Source organism: Vibrio hangzhouensis, assembly GCF_900107935.1.
GTDB classification, from domain to species: Bacteria; Pseudomonadota; Gammaproteobacteria; order Enterobacterales; family Vibrionaceae; genus Vibrio; species Vibrio hangzhouensis.
This window is the reverse complement of sequence record NZ_FNVG01000009.1, coordinates 79,802-95,942: the sequence shown is the minus strand read 5'-3', so window position 1 is coordinate 95,942 and position 16,141 is coordinate 79,802. Positions and strand designations below refer to the sequence as shown.

The 16,141-nt window shown below is 46.0% G+C and carries 16 protein-coding genes; 11 read left to right on the top strand and 5 right to left on the bottom strand.

Annotation, left to right across the window (positions count from 1 at the left end; all coding sequences use genetic code 11):
* Positions 1–66: 66 nt before the first annotated feature.
* A complete protein-coding gene (gene ppsA / locus C4S60_RS11005; RefSeq protein ID WP_103880399.1) occupies positions 67–2,454 on the bottom strand; it encodes a phosphoenolpyruvate synthase in 2,388 nt (795 codons plus the stop codon).
* A gap of 154 nt (positions 2,455–2,608) precedes the next feature.
* Between ppsA and ppsR the strand changes: the two genes are divergently transcribed.
* Both ppsR and C4S60_RS10995 read left to right on the top strand, forming a co-directional pair.
* Positions 2,609–3,442: a posphoenolpyruvate synthetase regulatory kinase/phosphorylase PpsR gene (ppsR, locus tag C4S60_RS11000; RefSeq protein WP_103880398.1), complete on the top strand. Its 834-nt coding sequence runs from the start codon at positions 2,609–2,611 to the stop codon at positions 3,440–3,442.
* A gap of 219 nt (positions 3,443–3,661) precedes the next feature.
* Positions 3,662–4,165 (top strand): TPR domain-containing protein, encoded by a 504-nt coding sequence (locus C4S60_RS10995; protein ID WP_103880397.1) that lies wholly within the window; start codon positions 3,662–3,664, stop codon positions 4,163–4,165.
* 10 nt (positions 4,166–4,175) lie between these two features.
* Here C4S60_RS10995 and C4S60_RS10990 read toward each other — a convergent pair whose 3' ends face one another.
* Together C4S60_RS10990 and C4S60_RS10985 are read right to left on the bottom strand one after the other, a co-directional pair.
* Positions 4,176–5,234: a 3-oxoacyl-[acyl-carrier-protein] synthase III C-terminal domain-containing protein gene (locus C4S60_RS10990; protein WP_103880396.1), complete on the bottom strand. Its 1,059-nt coding sequence runs from the start codon at positions 5,232–5,234 to the stop codon at positions 4,176–4,178.
* A complete protein-coding gene (locus C4S60_RS10985) occupies positions 5,231–5,830 on the bottom strand; it encodes a hypothetical protein (protein ID WP_146060861.1) in 600 nt (199 codons plus the stop codon). The genes C4S60_RS10990 and C4S60_RS10985 overlap by 4 nt, the downstream gene beginning before the upstream one ends.
* A gap of 289 nt (positions 5,831–6,119) precedes the next feature.
* Between C4S60_RS10985 and C4S60_RS10980 the strand changes: the two genes are divergently transcribed.
* Entirely contained in the window at positions 6,120–6,893 is a 774-nt protein-coding gene (locus tag C4S60_RS10980) for a ferredoxin--NADP reductase (protein ID WP_103880394.1), read from the top strand.
* A 17-nt stretch (positions 6,894–6,910) separates the two neighbouring features.
* On the opposite strand, the gene C4S60_RS10975 is transcribed toward C4S60_RS10980, so the two are convergent.
* Both C4S60_RS10975 and nrfA read right to left on the bottom strand, forming a co-directional pair.
* Positions 6,911–7,342 carry a hypothetical protein gene (locus C4S60_RS10975; RefSeq protein ID WP_146060860.1) on the bottom strand — a complete coding sequence of 144 codons (432 nt, stop codon included), beginning with the start codon at positions 7,340–7,342 and terminating at the stop codon, positions 6,911–6,913.
* A gap of 112 nt (positions 7,343–7,454) precedes the next feature.
* Positions 7,455–8,915: an ammonia-forming nitrite reductase cytochrome c552 subunit gene (gene nrfA / locus C4S60_RS10970; protein WP_261314516.1), complete on the bottom strand. Its 1,461-nt coding sequence runs from the start codon at positions 8,913–8,915 to the stop codon at positions 7,455–7,457.
* 433 nt (positions 8,916–9,348) lie between these two features.
* Here nrfA and nrfB point away from each other — a divergent pair, with 433 nt between their 5' ends.
* The 8 genes from nrfB (at position 9,349) to C4S60_RS10925 (ending at position 16,139) form a co-directional block, all read left to right on the top strand.
* The gene (gene nrfB / locus C4S60_RS10965) at positions 9,349–9,942 is read left to right on the top strand and encodes a cytochrome c nitrite reductase pentaheme subunit (protein ID WP_103880392.1); all 594 of its coding nucleotides are present in this window, start codon (positions 9,349–9,351) and stop codon (positions 9,940–9,942) included.
* Between the two features lies 1 nt (position 9,943).
* Positions 9,944–10,630, top strand: coding sequence for a cytochrome c nitrite reductase Fe-S protein (gene nrfC, locus C4S60_RS10960; protein ID WP_103880391.1), 687 nt, complete (start codon positions 9,944–9,946; stop codon positions 10,628–10,630).
* Position 10,631: 1 nt separating this feature from the next.
* A complete protein-coding gene (nrfD, locus tag C4S60_RS10955; RefSeq protein ID WP_103880390.1) occupies positions 10,632–11,588 on the top strand; it encodes a cytochrome c nitrite reductase subunit NrfD in 957 nt (318 codons plus the stop codon).
* A gap of 167 nt (positions 11,589–11,755) precedes the next feature.
* Complete coding sequence (locus tag C4S60_RS10950) at positions 11,756–13,756, top strand: heme lyase CcmF/NrfE family subunit (protein WP_103880389.1); 2,001 nt, start codon at positions 11,756–11,758, stop codon at positions 13,754–13,756.
* Positions 13,746–14,174 (top strand): cytochrome c-type biogenesis protein, encoded by a 429-nt coding sequence (locus tag C4S60_RS10945; protein ID WP_103880388.1) that lies wholly within the window; start codon positions 13,746–13,748, stop codon positions 14,172–14,174. Before C4S60_RS10950 ends, C4S60_RS10945 begins: the two co-directional genes overlap by 11 nt.
* 357 nt (positions 14,175–14,531) lie before the next feature.
* On the top strand, positions 14,532–15,044 hold the full coding sequence (locus C4S60_RS10935; RefSeq protein WP_103880387.1) for a GNAT family N-acetyltransferase: 513 nt from the start codon (positions 14,532–14,534) through the stop codon (positions 15,042–15,044).
* The gene (locus C4S60_RS10930) at positions 15,034–15,501 is read left to right on the top strand and encodes an ASCH domain-containing protein (RefSeq protein WP_103880386.1); all 468 of its coding nucleotides are present in this window, start codon (positions 15,034–15,036) and stop codon (positions 15,499–15,501) included. Before C4S60_RS10935 ends, C4S60_RS10930 begins: the two co-directional genes overlap by 11 nt.
* Positions 15,502–15,650: 149 nt before the next feature.
* Positions 15,651–16,139: a GNAT family N-acetyltransferase gene (locus C4S60_RS10925; protein ID WP_103880385.1), complete on the top strand. Its 489-nt coding sequence runs from the start codon at positions 15,651–15,653 to the stop codon at positions 16,137–16,139.
* The last annotated feature ends 2 nt before the right edge of the window (positions 16,140–16,141 follow it).

Sequence of the window (16,141 nt, the reverse complement as noted above, 5' to 3'; positions counted from 1 at the left end):
CCATTTCAGATACCGAAAGTGGCGGTTTTTTGTTTGGATGAGTATCAACGTAGTAGTGTACGGGCTTTAATTAGCCGCTTTACCTAGCTGAATCCAGGTATCGATAACAGTATCCGGGTTTAGTGACACTGAACTAATTCCTTGCTCCATTAACCATTCTGCCAGATCTTCATGGTCTGATGGACCCTGACCACAGATGCCGACATACTTACCTGCTTTGGTTGCAGCATCAATGGCCATTTTCAGCAGCGCTTTTACTGCAGGGTTTCGTTCATCAAAGAGGTGAGCGACATCTCCAGAGTCACGATCCAGACCCAACGTCAACTGAGTCATGTCGTTTGAGCCGATAGAGAAACCGTCGAAGTACTTCAGGAACTCATCGGCCAGAATAGCATTAGACGGTAACTCACACATCATGATGACTTTCAGGCCATTCTCACCGCGGCGTAGGTCGAATTTCGCTAATAGGTCGATGACTTGTGCTGCTTCACTTGGTGTGCGTACGAAAGGAATCATGATCTCTACGTTCTTCAGTCTCATTTCATGACGAACGCGTTTAATCGCCTGAGTTTCCAGCTCAAAGCAATCCTCAAATACTGGTGAGATATAGCGAGATGCACCACGGAAGCCCAGCATTGGGTTTTCTTCGTGTGGTTCAAATGCTTGTCCACCAACCAGGTTGCCATACTCGTTAGATTTGAAATCAGACATACGAACGATAACGCGTTTTGGCCAGAATGCAGCAGCGATCGTCGCAATCCCTTCTGTCAGCTTGCTTACGTAGAAATCGATAGGATCTTTATAGCCACGAATTCGCTGAGTAATTTCGGCTTGCAACTCTGGCGCTTGCTGGTCGAAGTTAAGCAGTGCTTTCGGGTGAATGCCAATCATCTTATTGATGATGAACTCCAGACGAGCCAATCCTACGCCTTCATTTGGAAGTTGAGCGAAGTCGAACGCACGATCAGGGTTACCCACGTTCATCATGACTTTAGTCGGAAGCAATGGCAGTTCGTCAACAGCAGAGCGACGGATCTCAAAGTCCAGTTCACCCTGATAGACGTATCCCGTTTCGCCTTCTGAGCATGAAACGGTCACCGTCATACCGTCAGTCAGGCTGTCGGTAGCATTGCCGCAGCCTACGATGGCAGGAATGCCCAGTTCACGGGCAATGATCGCTGCATGGCAGGTGCGACCGCCGCGATTGGTCACGATGGCAGACGCTTTCTTCATGACAGGTTCCCAATCCGGATCGGTCATATCGGTGACCAGTACATCACCTTCCTGAACCAACGACATTTGATCAAGAGAGTCGACCAGACGCACAGGACCAGTACCAATTCGCTGGCCAATCGCGCGTCCTTCAACCAACACTTCTGCTTTGTTGTTCAACTGGAAGCGTTCAATGACATTCTGCTCACTTTGAGAACATACGGTTTCCGGGCGTGCCTGAACAATGTAAAGCTTACCGTCAATGCCATCTTTGGCCCATTCGATATCCATCGGACGCTGGTAGTGCTTTTCGATGATCATGGCTTGTTTAGCAAGTTCTTTGATTTCCTCGTCAGTCAGTGAGAACTGGTTGCGTTCTTCTTCAGAGGTATCGACGATTTCAACTTGCTTACCAATTTGCTGGTTGTCGGAATAAACCATCTTGATCTGCTTGGAACCGAATGTTTTCTTCACTATCGGTGCCTGACCTTGTTCAAGAAGAGGCTTATGCACATAGAACTCATCTGGGTTCACGGCACCTTGCACTACCATCTCACCCAGACCCCAGGCCGAGGTAATAAACACAACTTGATCGAAACCGGATTCGGTATCTAAGGTAAACATGACACCTGAAGACGCAGCGTCAGAGCGAACCATGCGTTGAATACCGGCGGAAAGTGAAATGCCACGGTGATCGAATCCTTGGTGAACACGATAAGAGATTGCTCTGTCGTTAAACAGAGACGCGTAGACATGCTTGGTTGCTTCCAAAACGGCATCGACGCCTTTCACGTTTAAAAACGTTTCTTGCTGGCCCGCGAAAGAGGCATCAGGAAGGTCTTCGGCAGTAGCAGAAGAACGCACTGCCACCGATAGTTCCATGTTGCCATCGATAAGTTCCAGGTAATTATCTCGAATGTCCTGCTCTAAATCAGCAGGGAAGGGGGCTTCTAATACCCATTGACGGATGGTCGCGCCTGTCTTACGCAGTGCGTCAACATCATCAACATCTAGTTCGTCTAACAGTCCGTGAATGCGATCATCCAGTCCTTCGAAATCGAGAAACTGGTTGAATGCATAGGAAGTCGTCGCAAAGCCATTCGGTACGGAAACTCCGGCGTTAGCGAGGTTAGAAACCATTTCGCCAAGAGAAGCATTCTTACCGCCGACCTTATCGACATCTTTCATGGACAGACCATTGAACCAAAGGGTGTTGTTTTGCATGTCTTTCTCCAGAAACATTGCAGCTGTAGGATATAGCAAACGATTACGTATTCAGTGAAAAAATAGTTAACTATTTTTCCAAACTGTGGGGGGACGTTATTGAATGCTAGGGTTTGTTATCGATATTATGTAATGCATCCTACTTAAATTAATTTGAAAAATTAAATAGAAAATGAAAAATTTTGGTCAAAGTCGTGACGTATTCTACGTTTCTGATGGAACAGCGATTACTTGTGAGACATTGGGGCACGTGGTGTTGGGTCAATTTCCATTCGAAGCAAATGAGAAAACGTTTCCATTTGTGGAGAGCGCCCATAAGCTGGATGAACTCATTAGAGAAATTAATCAATCTTATGAACGTAATGGTGTAAAACCGTTAGTGTTTTTTTCTATCGTAGTCCCGGAAATTCGCAAAGGTCTTATGAGTTCATCTGCCTATTGTTACGATGTTCTGGAGAGTATTGTGGCGCAAGTTCAGGGAGATTTGCAGCTAGAGCCGAAACCCAAATTGCAACGTTCCCACAGTGTGGGAAAAGACTCCGCTAAGTACTTTGACCGTATCGCAGCGGTCGAATATACATTGGCACACGACGATGGTATTTCCCTTAAGAATCTGGACGAAGCAGACATCATACTATTGGGAGTATCCCGGAGTGGCAAAACCCCAACAAGTCTCTATTTAGCCATGCAATTTGGTTTGCGCGTGGTGAACTATCCATTTATTGATGATGACATCAAACGCCTTCGGTTGATGCCTGAGTTTGAGATACACCGGCACAAACTGTTCGGTTTGACTATCGATCCGCAAAGATTAACCGAAATCAGGGAAAACCGCTTGGCGGGCAGTGATTATGCGAGTACACAACAATGTCTTAATGAACTGGCGAGCGTAGAGGCGCTGTTCCGCAGGGAGGCGATCCCTTATATCAATACTTCATCATTGTCCGTTGAAGAAATATCGACCCGAATTTTGGAGCGTGCAGGTTTGAAGCGTCGGGTGTTCTAGTAAAATCCTTGCTACCTCACAGTCACGATTCAGTGCAGTCGATATACTGGTTGTTCCTTCGATATTACGAGTGATTATAGTTTGTTCAGTTCACTGTCTTTGTTTGTCGTACTGTGTGGTAGTGCCATTTTCATTGTGGCGTTTTTAAGTTTGAGTGCGATAGCATCCCGACGGACGCGCGTCTTATATTCCCTGAGTACAAGTGTGTTGGTATGTGGCATGTCCTGGCTAGTTTGGAGCCAGATACGTACCGAGCTCCCTCAGCCTGCCGAAACACCCGTCGTAAAGAATGGTGAAACCATGATGAATGAGTTGCAGCAAGCTCTGAGAGGCGATCCTAATAACGGCAAAAACTGGTTTCATCTGGGGCAACTCTATATGCAGCGTAACGAGTTCGATGCAGCGATTACCTGTTTTGACTACTCCATTCGACTGTCTGAGCTCCCTTATGCGGGACAGTATGCCGCGATTGCCACGGCCAAGTACTTTAGTGAGTCTCAAACGATGACACCGGAGGTGCAACGGTTCATTGACAAGGCGTTACATATGGATGAATTCAACGATACTGCTCTGTTACTGGTTGCATCCGATCACTTTTTGACTTCGGATTATGACAGTGCAATTACTGTCTGGACTAAGATCCTCGACTCTAATCGTCCCGGGATTGATCGCGCCAATATCATAGAAAAAATCAATCAGGCGAAAAGTATGGCTGGCCGATAGCACAACTCACTCAGCCGTGCGTATATACAAATCCTCCGTACATGTACTTTGTCGCTTCTGCGCCTAATACGGCGACTTTAGCGCCAGTGTGAAGCTTGCCACTGCTAATCAATTTGGAAAAACTACACCAAATAGCAGCAGAGCCAAGATTCCCCCATACTTTGGCATCATTGATGATTTTACATTGATCGATATTGAGTGCCTGACTTAGTAGCTCATCAATGCGCCCACTTGCCTGATGAGGAATGATGTAGTCAAACTGCTCGAGTTCAAAGCCCTGTGAACGAAGAGCTAGGATCCCAGCCTGAAACAAGGCTTCTCCGCTTTTTCGTACATTGGTGGCGTTGTGATGAAAGCGAGCTTTGCCACCTTGGGTGTAGACGGATAGAGAACCGCCGTCAAGAGAGAGTCCCGGGGCTTGGTCAACACTGATTTGCCCTGTAAAGCAATGTGAGATTTTACCCATCCCGCTTATACCCGAAGGTGCGAGTATGACGCCGCCTGCGCCATCACCCATTTGCATGTAGTTCACGAGTTGCGACTGGTCGAGGAATCCCTTGTGGTAGTCAAAATAGACGGAGCCCGTTTCACTGCCGGCGATAATGACGGGTTTGTGGACCATCGCAAGGCGGGGGATAACTATTTGTAAGGCACTAGAGAAGCCAGTGCAAGCCTGTCGAAGTTCCATGAAGGGGCCTTGATAACGCAGTTTTTCTGCGACCCAGGCAATACTTGGAGGCAGTTGAGTGTCTGGCGTGGTGGTATGGCCTACCAAATAATCTATATCGGCAAGGGTGGTATGAGATTGATTCAGCAAATCTTCAATGACACTGGTCACCAGCTCTGAATTAGTAGGGCTAGGCGCACTGGTGCAAGTGCGGACACTTCGCGAAAAGTAACGCCCTTCAATGCCAAGAAATGGTACGATTCTGGCCGCAATTCGAGCGTAACGTTTACCAGATAATGTGGTTAAGGCGTCAAGGAGCTGCTGATTGTCCAGGTATTGATCCGGAAAACAATAACTGGCCGCGAGCAGGGTCGCGTCGCCGGGCAGAAAGCTTGCACTCATGTCCGAACTCCCTTTAACTTAAGTATATCTTCTAAAATAATACCTAAAGTTTCAAATGCCTGAGATTCTGTCTTCAGAAGCTCATACAGTTTGCTGCCGATGTGGCGCTCCATTATTTTCCAACCGTCTTTATCGAAGCCGAGAGAGACAGCATGATATTTCGAAAGTGACACATGCCTTGCTTCATCTTGTTTTATTGCCCTGCAAAGCTTAACGAAGGGGTGGGTGGCTTCAAGCGAGCTTTGTTCCATTGCCAGCATCAGTTTACAAACCAAGGCGTCCAGACAGGCTATCTGTGCAAAGTGTTGGTCAAACCGAGAGCGATTTCCCAGCTCGGTAAAGAATCGTTGACTTCGTCTCTTTATCAATAAGATATCTTCAGGTTGAGGAAGTTGATGGTGAACCAGCTCAAGGGCCTCTTCATGGTATTTCTCATCTGCCACAATGCGTTCAAAGTCTGAGGAGGCGACGGTGAGCATGTCAAAGGAGGTGTGCCTTTGCGATTCGTTATAAAACACCCATTGAGAGGATTGTTCGCCACAGATAAGAAGTGGCAGCAATCTTGAGAGCGCTGTTTGATGGCTTTTTTCAAACACCAGGCGTGTGCTGCGATACTGTTGTAGCCAGAGATTGACAGGGCTATTGCTAGAGAGACTTATCGGAACAGAAGGGAAACACGGCTTCATGGCGCCTCACAGGTTCAGGTTACAAAACTTACTATACCTAGACCGGATGGCACCGGTTTTCTTTCGTCAAAATCGACAAAGTTGATGAGCCGGCAAATCCCACGCAGCGTGTCACTGGGTATAACCTTATAAACTGTAGTTTAAATTTTGCACATTTACCCTTTAAGATGGGATGACGGTCTTTCTGTTGGAGGTAGTTATGAAAACGGTTCCTAATGGTTTAGTGAAGGGGCGAGTTCTTGCCCGTAAACAATGGACGGAGAAACTTTTTAGCCTCGAGATCAATGCTCCTGTAGAGAAGTACTTGCCCGGACAGTTTACCAAGTTGGGTTTAACGAATGAGCAAGGAGAGTGGGTTCGACGTGCTTACTCGATGGTTAATCACCCAGGCCATGCATACGGGCATGATCATTTGGAGTTTTTGATCATAGCTGATGATAACGGCCAGTTGTCACCAAAGTTACACAAGCTGAATGAGGGTGATGAAGTGTATGTCGGTCAGAAACCATCAGGCTTCATGACATTGGATGAAATTCCAGACTACGCAAAGGATTTGTGGCTGCTGTCAACGGGAACGGCAATAGGCCCGTTTATTTCGATGTTGGCAGATCCTTCGCTGAAATGGCGCTTCACTAACATTACGCTGGTTCACGCCGTACGCACGAGTGATGAACTGGTGTATCAAGACGCTATTAATTCGCTTAGTCGTAATCTTGGTGACAGATTTCAGTATGTAACGGTTGTATCCAGAGAAACGCATGCGACGAGCTTACAAGGTAGAATTCCTTTGTTGCTGGCCTCGGGTGCTATTCAGGGGAAAGTAGGCAGAACGTTTATTCCTTCAGAGAGTTTTTTGTATATTTGCGGCAACCCATCCATGGTGAAAGATACTAGTCAGACCTTGACTGATTTGGGGCTTGTAAAGCATTTGCGCCGCAAACCTGGTAACTTTGCCAGCGAAAATTATTGGTAGTGACAGCGTAATCTTTTTCAGTAGGTATAGCCCAATCCAAAAAAGGCGGCCTCGAGGCCAGTATTGTAGCCAACATCTGCGGTGAAACCGGTGACTCCTGTCTTTATCAACAAGCCAATATTGCCGTTGAAGGTAAGGGAGGAGTCGTCACCCTGATCAGGCGAATCACTAAGTTTATCATCACTCCGGTTTGCCAGACCCGCGCCAACATAGCCAACCATGTTCTGGCTCAACGATTTGACCAGACCAACGTTTAGCGCAAAGTTATCATTGTTTGGTCCCGTTCCACCTGCAAGATTTGAATAAAACCCAAAACTTAAATTGCGATCATGGTAAAGGCCAACGCCAAAACCTCCTTCGTTGGTGGTGCCTACAGAGACACTGTTATAGGTGCCCGCTACGGCAAACCCTGAAACCAGATAGGTTGCAATTAAGATCGCTCTATTCATGATCATCTTCGTTTAAGTCATTACTATTTACGAGTTTAGCAAAAAGCCCCAACGCTTGGGTTGAGGCTTTAACTAAAAAACGAATAGATCACAGAATGTTAGTTGTGAACCATTAGTACTTGGCTTCTCTTGCTTTTGCTTCTTCTTCCCATTTTGGCACAACAGTTTCAAGGAAGTGTTTTTTCTCTGCGTTCATCTTATCCATGTTCATTCCCAAAGCAGCTTGCGCTTTCTCCTTGGTCGAAATATCTGGAATTTCTACAGGATCGGTGATGCCTTTCTTCGCCAGTAAGCGGATAAGTTTAGCGCGTGCGTCTGCTGCTTTGTCGACGGAAGTACCCAGAATTTCAAGGGCAACTTCTGGCGCATGCATGTGCACACCATGAGAAGCGATTGCGTAGTCCCAACGCCATTGTGCATGACGAATATCCATCAGAATTGATTTCATTTCATCTTCAGTAGCACCGGCATCCCATGCTGCGCCAGCCTCAAAGTGAGCAGCGACAATTTGCTTCTCAGCAGTGAGCTTCATGTTAAGTACCTGAGCTTTACGCGTAGAGACTACGCCCTGAAGTTGCTCTTTGCTTTGAGTATGACAGTTTGCACAGGTGTCTTCGAAGCGGTCAAGTGGGTTGCCGACCTTGTGGTCGGTATACACAGTACCATCTTCTTTGGTTACTTTTGGCATATGACAATCAACACAAACGACACCGTTTTTGCCGTGGATACCATCTCGCCAGGTTTCATAACCCGGGTGCTGAGCTTTTAACATCGGCGCTTTGGATACGGCATGTTGCCAGTCTTTAAAGTTAAGAGCGTCGTAGTACTGCTCCATTTCGCCAACGGTTGTTCCCATATCCCACGGGAATTTAACCGCTTTAGTTGGACCTGTGAAATAATACTCAACGTGGCACTGCGCACAGACAGAAGCTTGCTTGTCCAGTCGGGACTGGTCGTCAAACTTTTTGCCGATGGCTTCGAATGCGCGCTCAACGTATGGGCGGGTCAACGCTAGCTCTGGCTCACCATTTTTAAATTTCTCGCTTCTGGTGTCGTGACAGTCTGCACAACCAATAGGGTTGGCGATTTCTGCCCCAAGGCGAGCCCATTTGCCTTCGAAATAGCCATCTTCACCACGCTCATCGATAACACGTGCCACATCGGGGCTCTTACAACTCCAGCACGCCATAGGCATTGGACCTGATTTAGGGTCGGTTGGACCGCCGGTACGTAACGTTTGTCGCACGTCATCCAGTGCATAGAAGTGTCCACGAGCTTTGTTGTAGTCTTTGGCAAAACCATAACCTGCCCATAGAATCACCATGTTTGGGTCATGGGCAAGGGCATCATCAATTTCTTCGCTTTCACTTGTTTGCTTCCAGCTCTGATATTGATCAGGGTGATCTTGCTCGTAGGCTTGATTTCGAGGGTCAACTAACCCTTTTTCTGAGGCAGCAAAAGCAGGCGCGCTAGCGGCACCTAATATCGCTAATGCAGCAACGGAACTTAGAATCCAGTGCTTGTTCACAGTGTTATCTCCATATTCTAATTTTTGAAATGCGTTGTGGGGCATATTTCCTAAACAAGATTTGGAGATGTCTTATTAAGACTTGTTAATATTAGCTCATATCTTGCAATATCTAATTACATGGCGATGTATTTAATGTTTTAGATCAATTTATCTAAGTGATTGAGTTCACAACTATTTTCATCTAACCCTAAAGGGGTAGGGTGGATTAATGTTATTGAAATTGATTCTCATTAAAAACAATAAGTTGTGTAAAAATTCACACATAAACATTAGTGATATTGCTCACTAAATACCCCAAAAGTGATAGAAATGGCGTACGGGCAATATTATTATTTTTACGTGAAGCGTTGTGGCTCATCCTAAATAAGAATTGATTACATTTTATTGGCTAATACCAGTAAAAAGTTATTAATTATTAATCCGAATAGTGACTAATTTCGTTAGCTGGCTAATCTGGATTTAAGGAAAGGATACAATGGGCAATGTTAAATTGACCATGGCGATAATGCTTCAGGCCCTCCTGACACTGACTCTCTATGGTTACTCACTCAATGCCTTAGCTGATGAGACCGCCCTCACTCAAGAAGGGGCATCTCAACGGCATAAGGTGGAGTTGATTCGTGACAAGGATTATAAGTGCGTCCAGTGTCATAAAGACTCCAAACAGACACTCGCAGGCTCTCATGGTGAAAATGCCATTGAGATTCTCGGCAACGAAGTTAATTGTACTCAATGCCATAGCAATATTGGTCCGGATCACCGCGACGGTGGCTCTACGGTCGTCAAGTACCATCCGGCACAATCACAACCAGGTACAGACAAAACGTGGTTAGATCCTGAGGCCATTTTAAAAGCAAACAGTTTGTGTACGGATTGTCACCAGCCAAAGTATCTGCAAAAAGACAGCTGGACTCATGATGTTCATGCCAAAAATCTAACGTGTACTAACTGTCACTCCGTTCATGCAGAAAAGGCGAAAGTCCTCTCTTATGACCACAAAGCGAAAATAAAAATGTGTGTCGATTGCCATAAAGACTTCAATGAAAAACGTGAAGAGGAGGGCAAATAATATGAGTTGTTCTAGACGAAATTTTCTTGCTGGTACCGGTGCTGTCATCTTCACTACTGGTGTCGCTACTACATCGGTGTTAACGGCACGAAATTCTGTGGCTAGCGATGATACAGATAAACCTGTCCGTTACGGAATGCTCCATGACGAGAACGCATGTATTGGCTGTACAGCATGTACCGAAGCATGTCGGGAAGTGAATAAGGTGCCGGAAGGGGTTTCTCGATTAGAGATCCATCGCTCTGAACCTATGGGTGAATATCCTGATGTCGAGTATCGATTCACTCGAGATTCTTGTCAGCATTGTGATAATCCCCCTTGTGTTTATGTGTGCCCAACCGGAGCCGCATATAAAGACGAGAAGACGGGCATCGTCGATGTTCACAAGGAGAAGTGTGTAGGTTGCGGTTATTGTTTAGCAGCCTGTCCGTATCAAGTCCGATTTTTCCACCCTGAAGACAAATCTGCAGATAAATGTAATTTCTGTCGTGATACTAATCTGGCCGAAGGTAAGTTGCCAGCGTGTGTCGAAAGTTGTCCAACTAAGGCTTTGGTGTTTGGCGACTTGAATGATCCGAATAGTGATATCAATAAGATGCTAAGCATCAAAGTCATCTATCGAGATAAAGAACACCTGGGCACCAAGCCGAAATTGTTCAAAGTTCCATTCCATAAGGGGGAGGTATAGTATGAGTACTTGGGAAACTGCCTTTCATTTTGACTCCTTGGTTTGGGATTGGATCATAGCGATCTATCTGTTCCTTGCAGGTATGTCAGCAGGCTCGGCATTGATTGCCATTTATCTGAAACGAAAAGTTATCGAGGGCGATCCGGCACAAAATGGCATCATGAAAGCGATGGCATGGCTGGCACCATTTGGCATTATCGTTGGATTGCTGATTCTTATTTTCCACCTGACCAAGCCGTTGGATTTCTGGAAAATTATGATCTACTACAATCCATCCTCGGTTATGTCGATGGGTGTCATCTTATTCCAGGTATACATGGCTGTGCTGTTTGTCTGGATTGGTATGATTTTCAGAAAGCCTATCATGGATGTTTTGGGCAGCAAGTTCGACTTTGTTGAAACTATCTTGATTAAGTTTGAGAAGGTTGAAAATGGCTTAGAACTGTTCTTGGGCTTTCTGGCTATTGTTCTGGCTGCGTACACGGGCTTCCTTCTTTCCGCATTGAAAACATACCCAATGTTGAATAACCCAGTGTTGCCAATTCTATTTTTGTTCTCAAGCCTTTCTTCCGGCGCTGCGGCGAGTTTATTGTTCGGCATTCTGGTGTTTAAAGAAGATGCACACAGTCCAAGTGTGGCGTGGGTACACAGCTTTGAACGTCCGGTAGTTCTGTTTGAACTGTTCGTTATCGTTACTTTCTTCACTGGTCTTATTTTTAGTGGTGGACAGAATGAAGCTGCGGCCTGGAATGCGATCGGAGGTGGATTCTGGGCCAGTTGGTTCTGGTATGGTGTGATAGGCATGGGTATGTTGTTACCCCTTGCAATGAACTTCTTCAGTTCAGACAAAGCGAAACACAACCATGGATTTATTTTGGTAGTGACCAGTCTGAGTTTGATTGGTGTTCTGATGTTACGTACTTTTGTTCTGTACGCAGGACAAATGACGATTGTTTAAATCGTATAAGCCCCGCGCAAGCGGGGCCTCATATACCCAAGTCACCTTGAAGCCCCTTCATTTTGAGGTCACTTCGGTATAGAGCATAGGATCCAAGCGCGGTATGTGTTTAATAAGGTGAGTTTTAAGGCTTCTGTTATCGCAGAAGACAGCAGCATAGAGGTTATATGTTAGGTTATATAGGACTATTCACTTTAATAGTCGTTGCTGTCACGAGCAGTATCGCTGCCAGTATTGGTATTCTTTCCTGCCTCAGTTGCAGTAAAACGGGTTTGACGACGCGAGCCTCGGTAATTCGGACTTTTGCTATTTTGGCTTGCTTGTTTTCGCTGATATCTATTGTGATACTGGCTTATGCCTTCATTGTTGATGACTTCTCTCTCTCCTATGTTTCAGACAACTCCAATAGCCAGTTATTGATGGGCTTCAAAATAGCTGCTACCTGGGGTGGGCATCAAGGTTCGATGTTATTCTGGGTAGTGACGCTGTCACTATGGGCCGCACTCATCACTTCTCTTCAGCCCGCTACCATACAGAACAACATGAGTGGTCGATTCCACGCAGCGTGGTTAATGCAGCTTATCGTCGCCGTCTTTGCCTGGTTTACATTGCTGGCTTCTAACCCATTTGAATTGAACGCAATCATGCCGCTTGAAGGGCGGGATCTTAATCCAATGTTGCAAGATATTGGCTTAATCATTCATCCACCACTGCTTTATGTCGGCTATGTGGGATTTGCCTCAGTGTTATCATTGGCGTTAGGCGCGCTGTTTGCTAAAGCTGATGTAACGGAATGGGTACCTTTAGCCAAAACCTGTACTGTGATTGCCTGGTTGTTTTTAACTGCAGGCATAGCCGTGGGTTCCTGGTGGGCATACTATGAACTCGGATGGGGCGGTTGGTGGTTTTGGGATCCGGTTGAAAATGCCTCGTTGTTGCCCTGGTTGACGGCGAGCGCACTGCTTCACACTATGATGCTGGTCAGAGAGCGACAGTTAGTTTTCTGGAGCTACTCATTAGCATTTGTCACGTTTTGTTTGAGTATTTTGGGGACGTTTATCGTTCGCTCTGGCGTGTTGACGTCGGTACACGCATTTGCAGTCGATCCCACAAAAGGTTTTAGTTTGTTGGGTATCCTAACCGCTATGTTTGTTGTTGCTTTTGTGACGCTCATTTATCGGGCAGATAGCATTGACACTAAACCGATTCGTCACTTTCAGTCTCGAAACTTCCTTGTTTTGCTCTCGGCGAACTTATTTGTGTTGGCCACCGTTGTGGTTGTTTTCGGTACTTTTTATCCGATGGTTTATGAGCTTTTAGGTTTTGGAAATATTTCTGTCGGCGCCCCTTATTTCAATCTTCTCTTTGGTCCATTGGCCATTATCAGTTTGTTTGCGATGGGGTATGCCCCTTTCGTTCGCTGGTTTAGTGCTTCGAGCGATGTCTCTGCAGTGCCCGCTCAGCGACGCCCATTAGCGGTTCATTTATTCCTCAGTCTGGCTCTCGCTCTATTGGTTGTGCTTTACTATGTTTCTCATAACGAAGTCGTAGGGGCGCAATGGTCTTATTGGGCGCTAGCGACGGTTTGGGGGAGCTTATGGGTACTTGGTGCTCATCTACATATGCTGTACAAAACTCCCATAGGCCGCCGGTGGCGTAGTTTACCTTTTGTACTAGCGCACGCAGGGGTTGCTGTCGCGGCATTCGGGAGTGTTATGAATGCGGAATACTCCTATGAGGTTACCCGAAAAATGGGGCCAGATTCGCAGATCGTTTTTGGCGATTATCAGTTAACGTATCTTGATACCCACTTGTACGTCGCTCGTTCATTTAGTGCTGAGCAAGCACGAATCGAAATCAGTCCGATAGATACGCCGTCAAAAAGCTGGCTGGCGCTACCAGAGAAACGTCATTATCCAGTGAGAGTCATGAACATGACAGAACCTTCAATGACTGCGTTTTGGGATGGGGATATTTATATTTCGTTAGGCGACAAGATAGATGAATCGCACTATGCGGTGCGTGTCCAGTTTAAAGCCTTTGTTCGCTGGATATGGTTTGGAGCCTTACTTGTGTGTGTGTCGGGAGTGTGGGTGTTGGCGCGTAAGCGGTTTTTCATAACTCCCATCGGTGATAAGAAGTTAGTAGGAAGCTCCAATGCTATATAGAATTTGTTTGTTGAGCTTTGTTTGCTTGATTTCATCAGCAATGGTTGCTTCTGAGGGAACCGCATACGCTTCAGAGAGGCAAAGTGTCGAACTGTTCGAGTTTGAGACCCCAGGACAACAGAAGCAAGCCATAGAATTGGCAAAAACGCTTCGATGCCCTATGTGCCAGAACCAGAACCTTATCGAATCGAACTCCCCTGTGGCAAAAGATATTCGCCTTAAAGTGTTTCAGTTGGTCAAGGCTGGTAAAACTGAGCAGGAAGTGAAGGATTTTATGGTGGCGCGATATGGAGAGCATGTACTGTATAAACCGTCACTAAGTCGTCAGAATGCGTTGTTGTGGGGTCTACCTGTGATACTTGGGTTGAGTATCGTGATCTTCATGTTGCGTAGCGTTATTCGAACAAAAAAGCAATAATTTGTTGATTTTTATGAGTAATGCGTTTAACTATCTAGCTACAAATGGTTGGGCCGGGAAAGCGTTTGAAACAAGAAGTAACTGATCGAATAAGCAGCTAATTTAGCCCTGCACCTTCTACTTAATGATGTCACACGCCATTGTGTGACGCTGGCCAATGTTCCGGTCACTCCCCATCTCGGTTACGTAGAGATAATTAGCTACGAGCTCGATTTTCGAGTCGCGTTTGAGAACTTAATCGATGATTTGTCCTATGACGATTAATACTGGCAGCTCAGGATGCTCAGTCACTATAGCGCTTGTTTGGTTTTGAACCCGTGCCTAACCCGGAGATGCTAATGCATAAATGGAGACCTAATGTGTAAGATTGAACAAACACATCGGAATCAAGGTTCGTTGACGTTTGATTTGTTGATAGAGCAGCCTCAGTTCAAACCAACAATAGTCAGTTGGTACTATGACACTTGGGGCAAGCGCGATCCAAACGTGAGCGTGCGAGCTTACCGTGAGAAGCTGGATACTTTGCTAGCCAAGGGGGACATTCTCAATAGTGTGGTCGCTATTTCCGAAGGTAAGTTGGTGGCGACGGCCCATATCAGAAGACACGAAATTCCTCAGTATCAAGATTATGAGTATTGGCTCGGTGGCGTGTTTGTGAATAGCGCAGCTCGTTCTCAGGGAACGGCCACAAAACTTGTCCGGCATATTATTGAGCGGGCAAGAGCAACAGGAATCGCTCGTCTCTATTTACAAACAGAAGATTTATCCGGTGGACTTTATGCCAGACTTGGCTGGAAACCGCTGCATCAGATAACCAATAAAGGGACTGAAGTTATTATCATGGTGAAGGAACTTGACGATGACACCTAAGCAGCGAGCTTTCGTTGCTCAATACTTAAACACAATTCCAGAAGATCAAAGATTTAATGTCGACGATATTATCGCGGAGCACTTCTGCGCAGATGAATACAATGCTAACGAATGCGCAAGGCTAATCAATATTGGAGTGAAAACCGCCTCATGCAGTCTGAAGGCGGCTTACGACATAGAACAGGAACCGTTGCCGGAAGTGGGGCGTTTGTCAGTCGTGCTTGACTGGGAGCAAAATCCGGTCTGCATCATTCAACTGACCTCCGTTGAAGTGAGTCCATTTGATCAGGTGACAGATGAATTTGCTTACGCTGAAGGAGAAGGCGACAGAAGTTACTCATGGTGGAGGCAGGCACATCTCAAGTTTTTTAATGAGTATGCAGAATACCTCAATATCCCCTTCACGGAACAAGACGAGTTGGTGTTAGAGCGATTTGAAAAAGTGTTTCCAAAGTAAGCGTCGGTGACGCAAGGAAATATCAGCTCAGAAAAAGTGCTGGAAAGATGTGGTTTTAAACTCGCCTCTGTGAATAAGTTGGCTTATGAAATAGGTGGGTGTCTATTGGATGATTATGTATACCAGAGAGCAGGGATGAAGAGAACGATATGATCAGGGATGTCGAATTTAAAGACTCGATTGCCATTGCGGATATCTATAACCATTACATACAGAACTCGACCTGTACATTTGAGGAAGAGCGGCTCAGTGAGCGGGAAATGTGCAGCCGAATCACTGCTGTAATTGAACACGGTATGCCATGGCTGGTGTACGAGCATGAAGGACAGATTGTTGGCTACTGTTATGCCAAACCCTGGAATAGTCGAAGTGCTTACCGTTTTACGGTGGAGTCATCGGTTTATGTGGACGCCGACTCACCGGTCAGTGGGGTAGGATCGCTGCTTTATCAGCACCTGTTTCTGCGACTGGATATCTTAGATATAAAGAATGTGATGAGTGTGATTACCCTGCCTAACGATCAGAGTGTGGCATTTCATAACAAGATGGGTATGGAGCAGGTTGGACACTTTAAGCGTATGGGGTTCAAATTCGGGAAGTGGCTCGATGTTGGATATTGGCAAAAAGAACTACGATAGGA

Excerpts from the sequence above, each read along its gene's own strand:
- C4S60_RS10980 (WP_103880394.1), top strand. The coding sequence starts at position 6,120 with ATGAAAACGGTTCCTAATGGTTTAGTGAAGGGGCGAGTTCTTGCCCGT.
- ppsR (WP_103880398.1), top strand. The coding sequence starts at position 2,609 with ATGAAAAATTTTGGTCAAAGTCGTGACGTATTCTACGTTTCTGATGGA.
- nrfC (WP_103880391.1), top strand. The coding sequence starts at position 9,944 with ATGAGTTGTTCTAGACGAAATTTTCTTGCTGGTACCGGTGCTGTCATC.
- C4S60_RS10930 (WP_103880386.1), top strand. The coding sequence starts at position 15,034 with ATGACACCTAAGCAGCGAGCTTTCGTTGCTCAATACTTAAACACAATT.
- ppsA (WP_103880399.1), bottom strand. The coding sequence starts at position 2,454 with ATGTTTCTGGAGAAAGACATGCAAAACAACACCCTTTGGTTCAATGGT.
- C4S60_RS10925 (WP_103880385.1), top strand. The coding sequence starts at position 15,651 with ATGATCAGGGATGTCGAATTTAAAGACTCGATTGCCATTGCGGATATC.
- C4S60_RS10950 (WP_103880389.1), top strand. The coding sequence starts at position 11,756 with ATGTTAGGTTATATAGGACTATTCACTTTAATAGTCGTTGCTGTCACG.
- nrfD (WP_103880390.1), top strand. The coding sequence starts at position 10,632 with ATGAGTACTTGGGAAACTGCCTTTCATTTTGACTCCTTGGTTTGGGAT.
- C4S60_RS10945 (WP_103880388.1), top strand. The coding sequence starts at position 13,746 with ATGCTATATAGAATTTGTTTGTTGAGCTTTGTTTGCTTGATTTCATCA.
- C4S60_RS10990 (WP_103880396.1), bottom strand. The coding sequence starts at position 5,234 with ATGAGTGCAAGCTTTCTGCCCGGCGACGCGACCCTGCTCGCGGCCAGT.
- nrfA (WP_261314516.1), bottom strand. The coding sequence starts at position 8,915 with ATGCCCCACAACGCATTTCAAAAATTAGAATATGGAGATAACACTGTG.
- C4S60_RS10995 (WP_103880397.1), top strand. The coding sequence starts at position 3,662 with ATGTCCTGGCTAGTTTGGAGCCAGATACGTACCGAGCTCCCTCAGCCT.
- C4S60_RS10935 (WP_103880387.1), top strand. The coding sequence starts at position 14,532 with ATGTGTAAGATTGAACAAACACATCGGAATCAAGGTTCGTTGACGTTT.
- nrfB (WP_103880392.1), top strand. The coding sequence starts at position 9,349 with ATGGGCAATGTTAAATTGACCATGGCGATAATGCTTCAGGCCCTCCTG.
- C4S60_RS10975 (WP_146060860.1), bottom strand. The coding sequence starts at position 7,342 with ATGAATAGAGCGATCTTAATTGCAACCTATCTGGTTTCAGGGTTTGCC.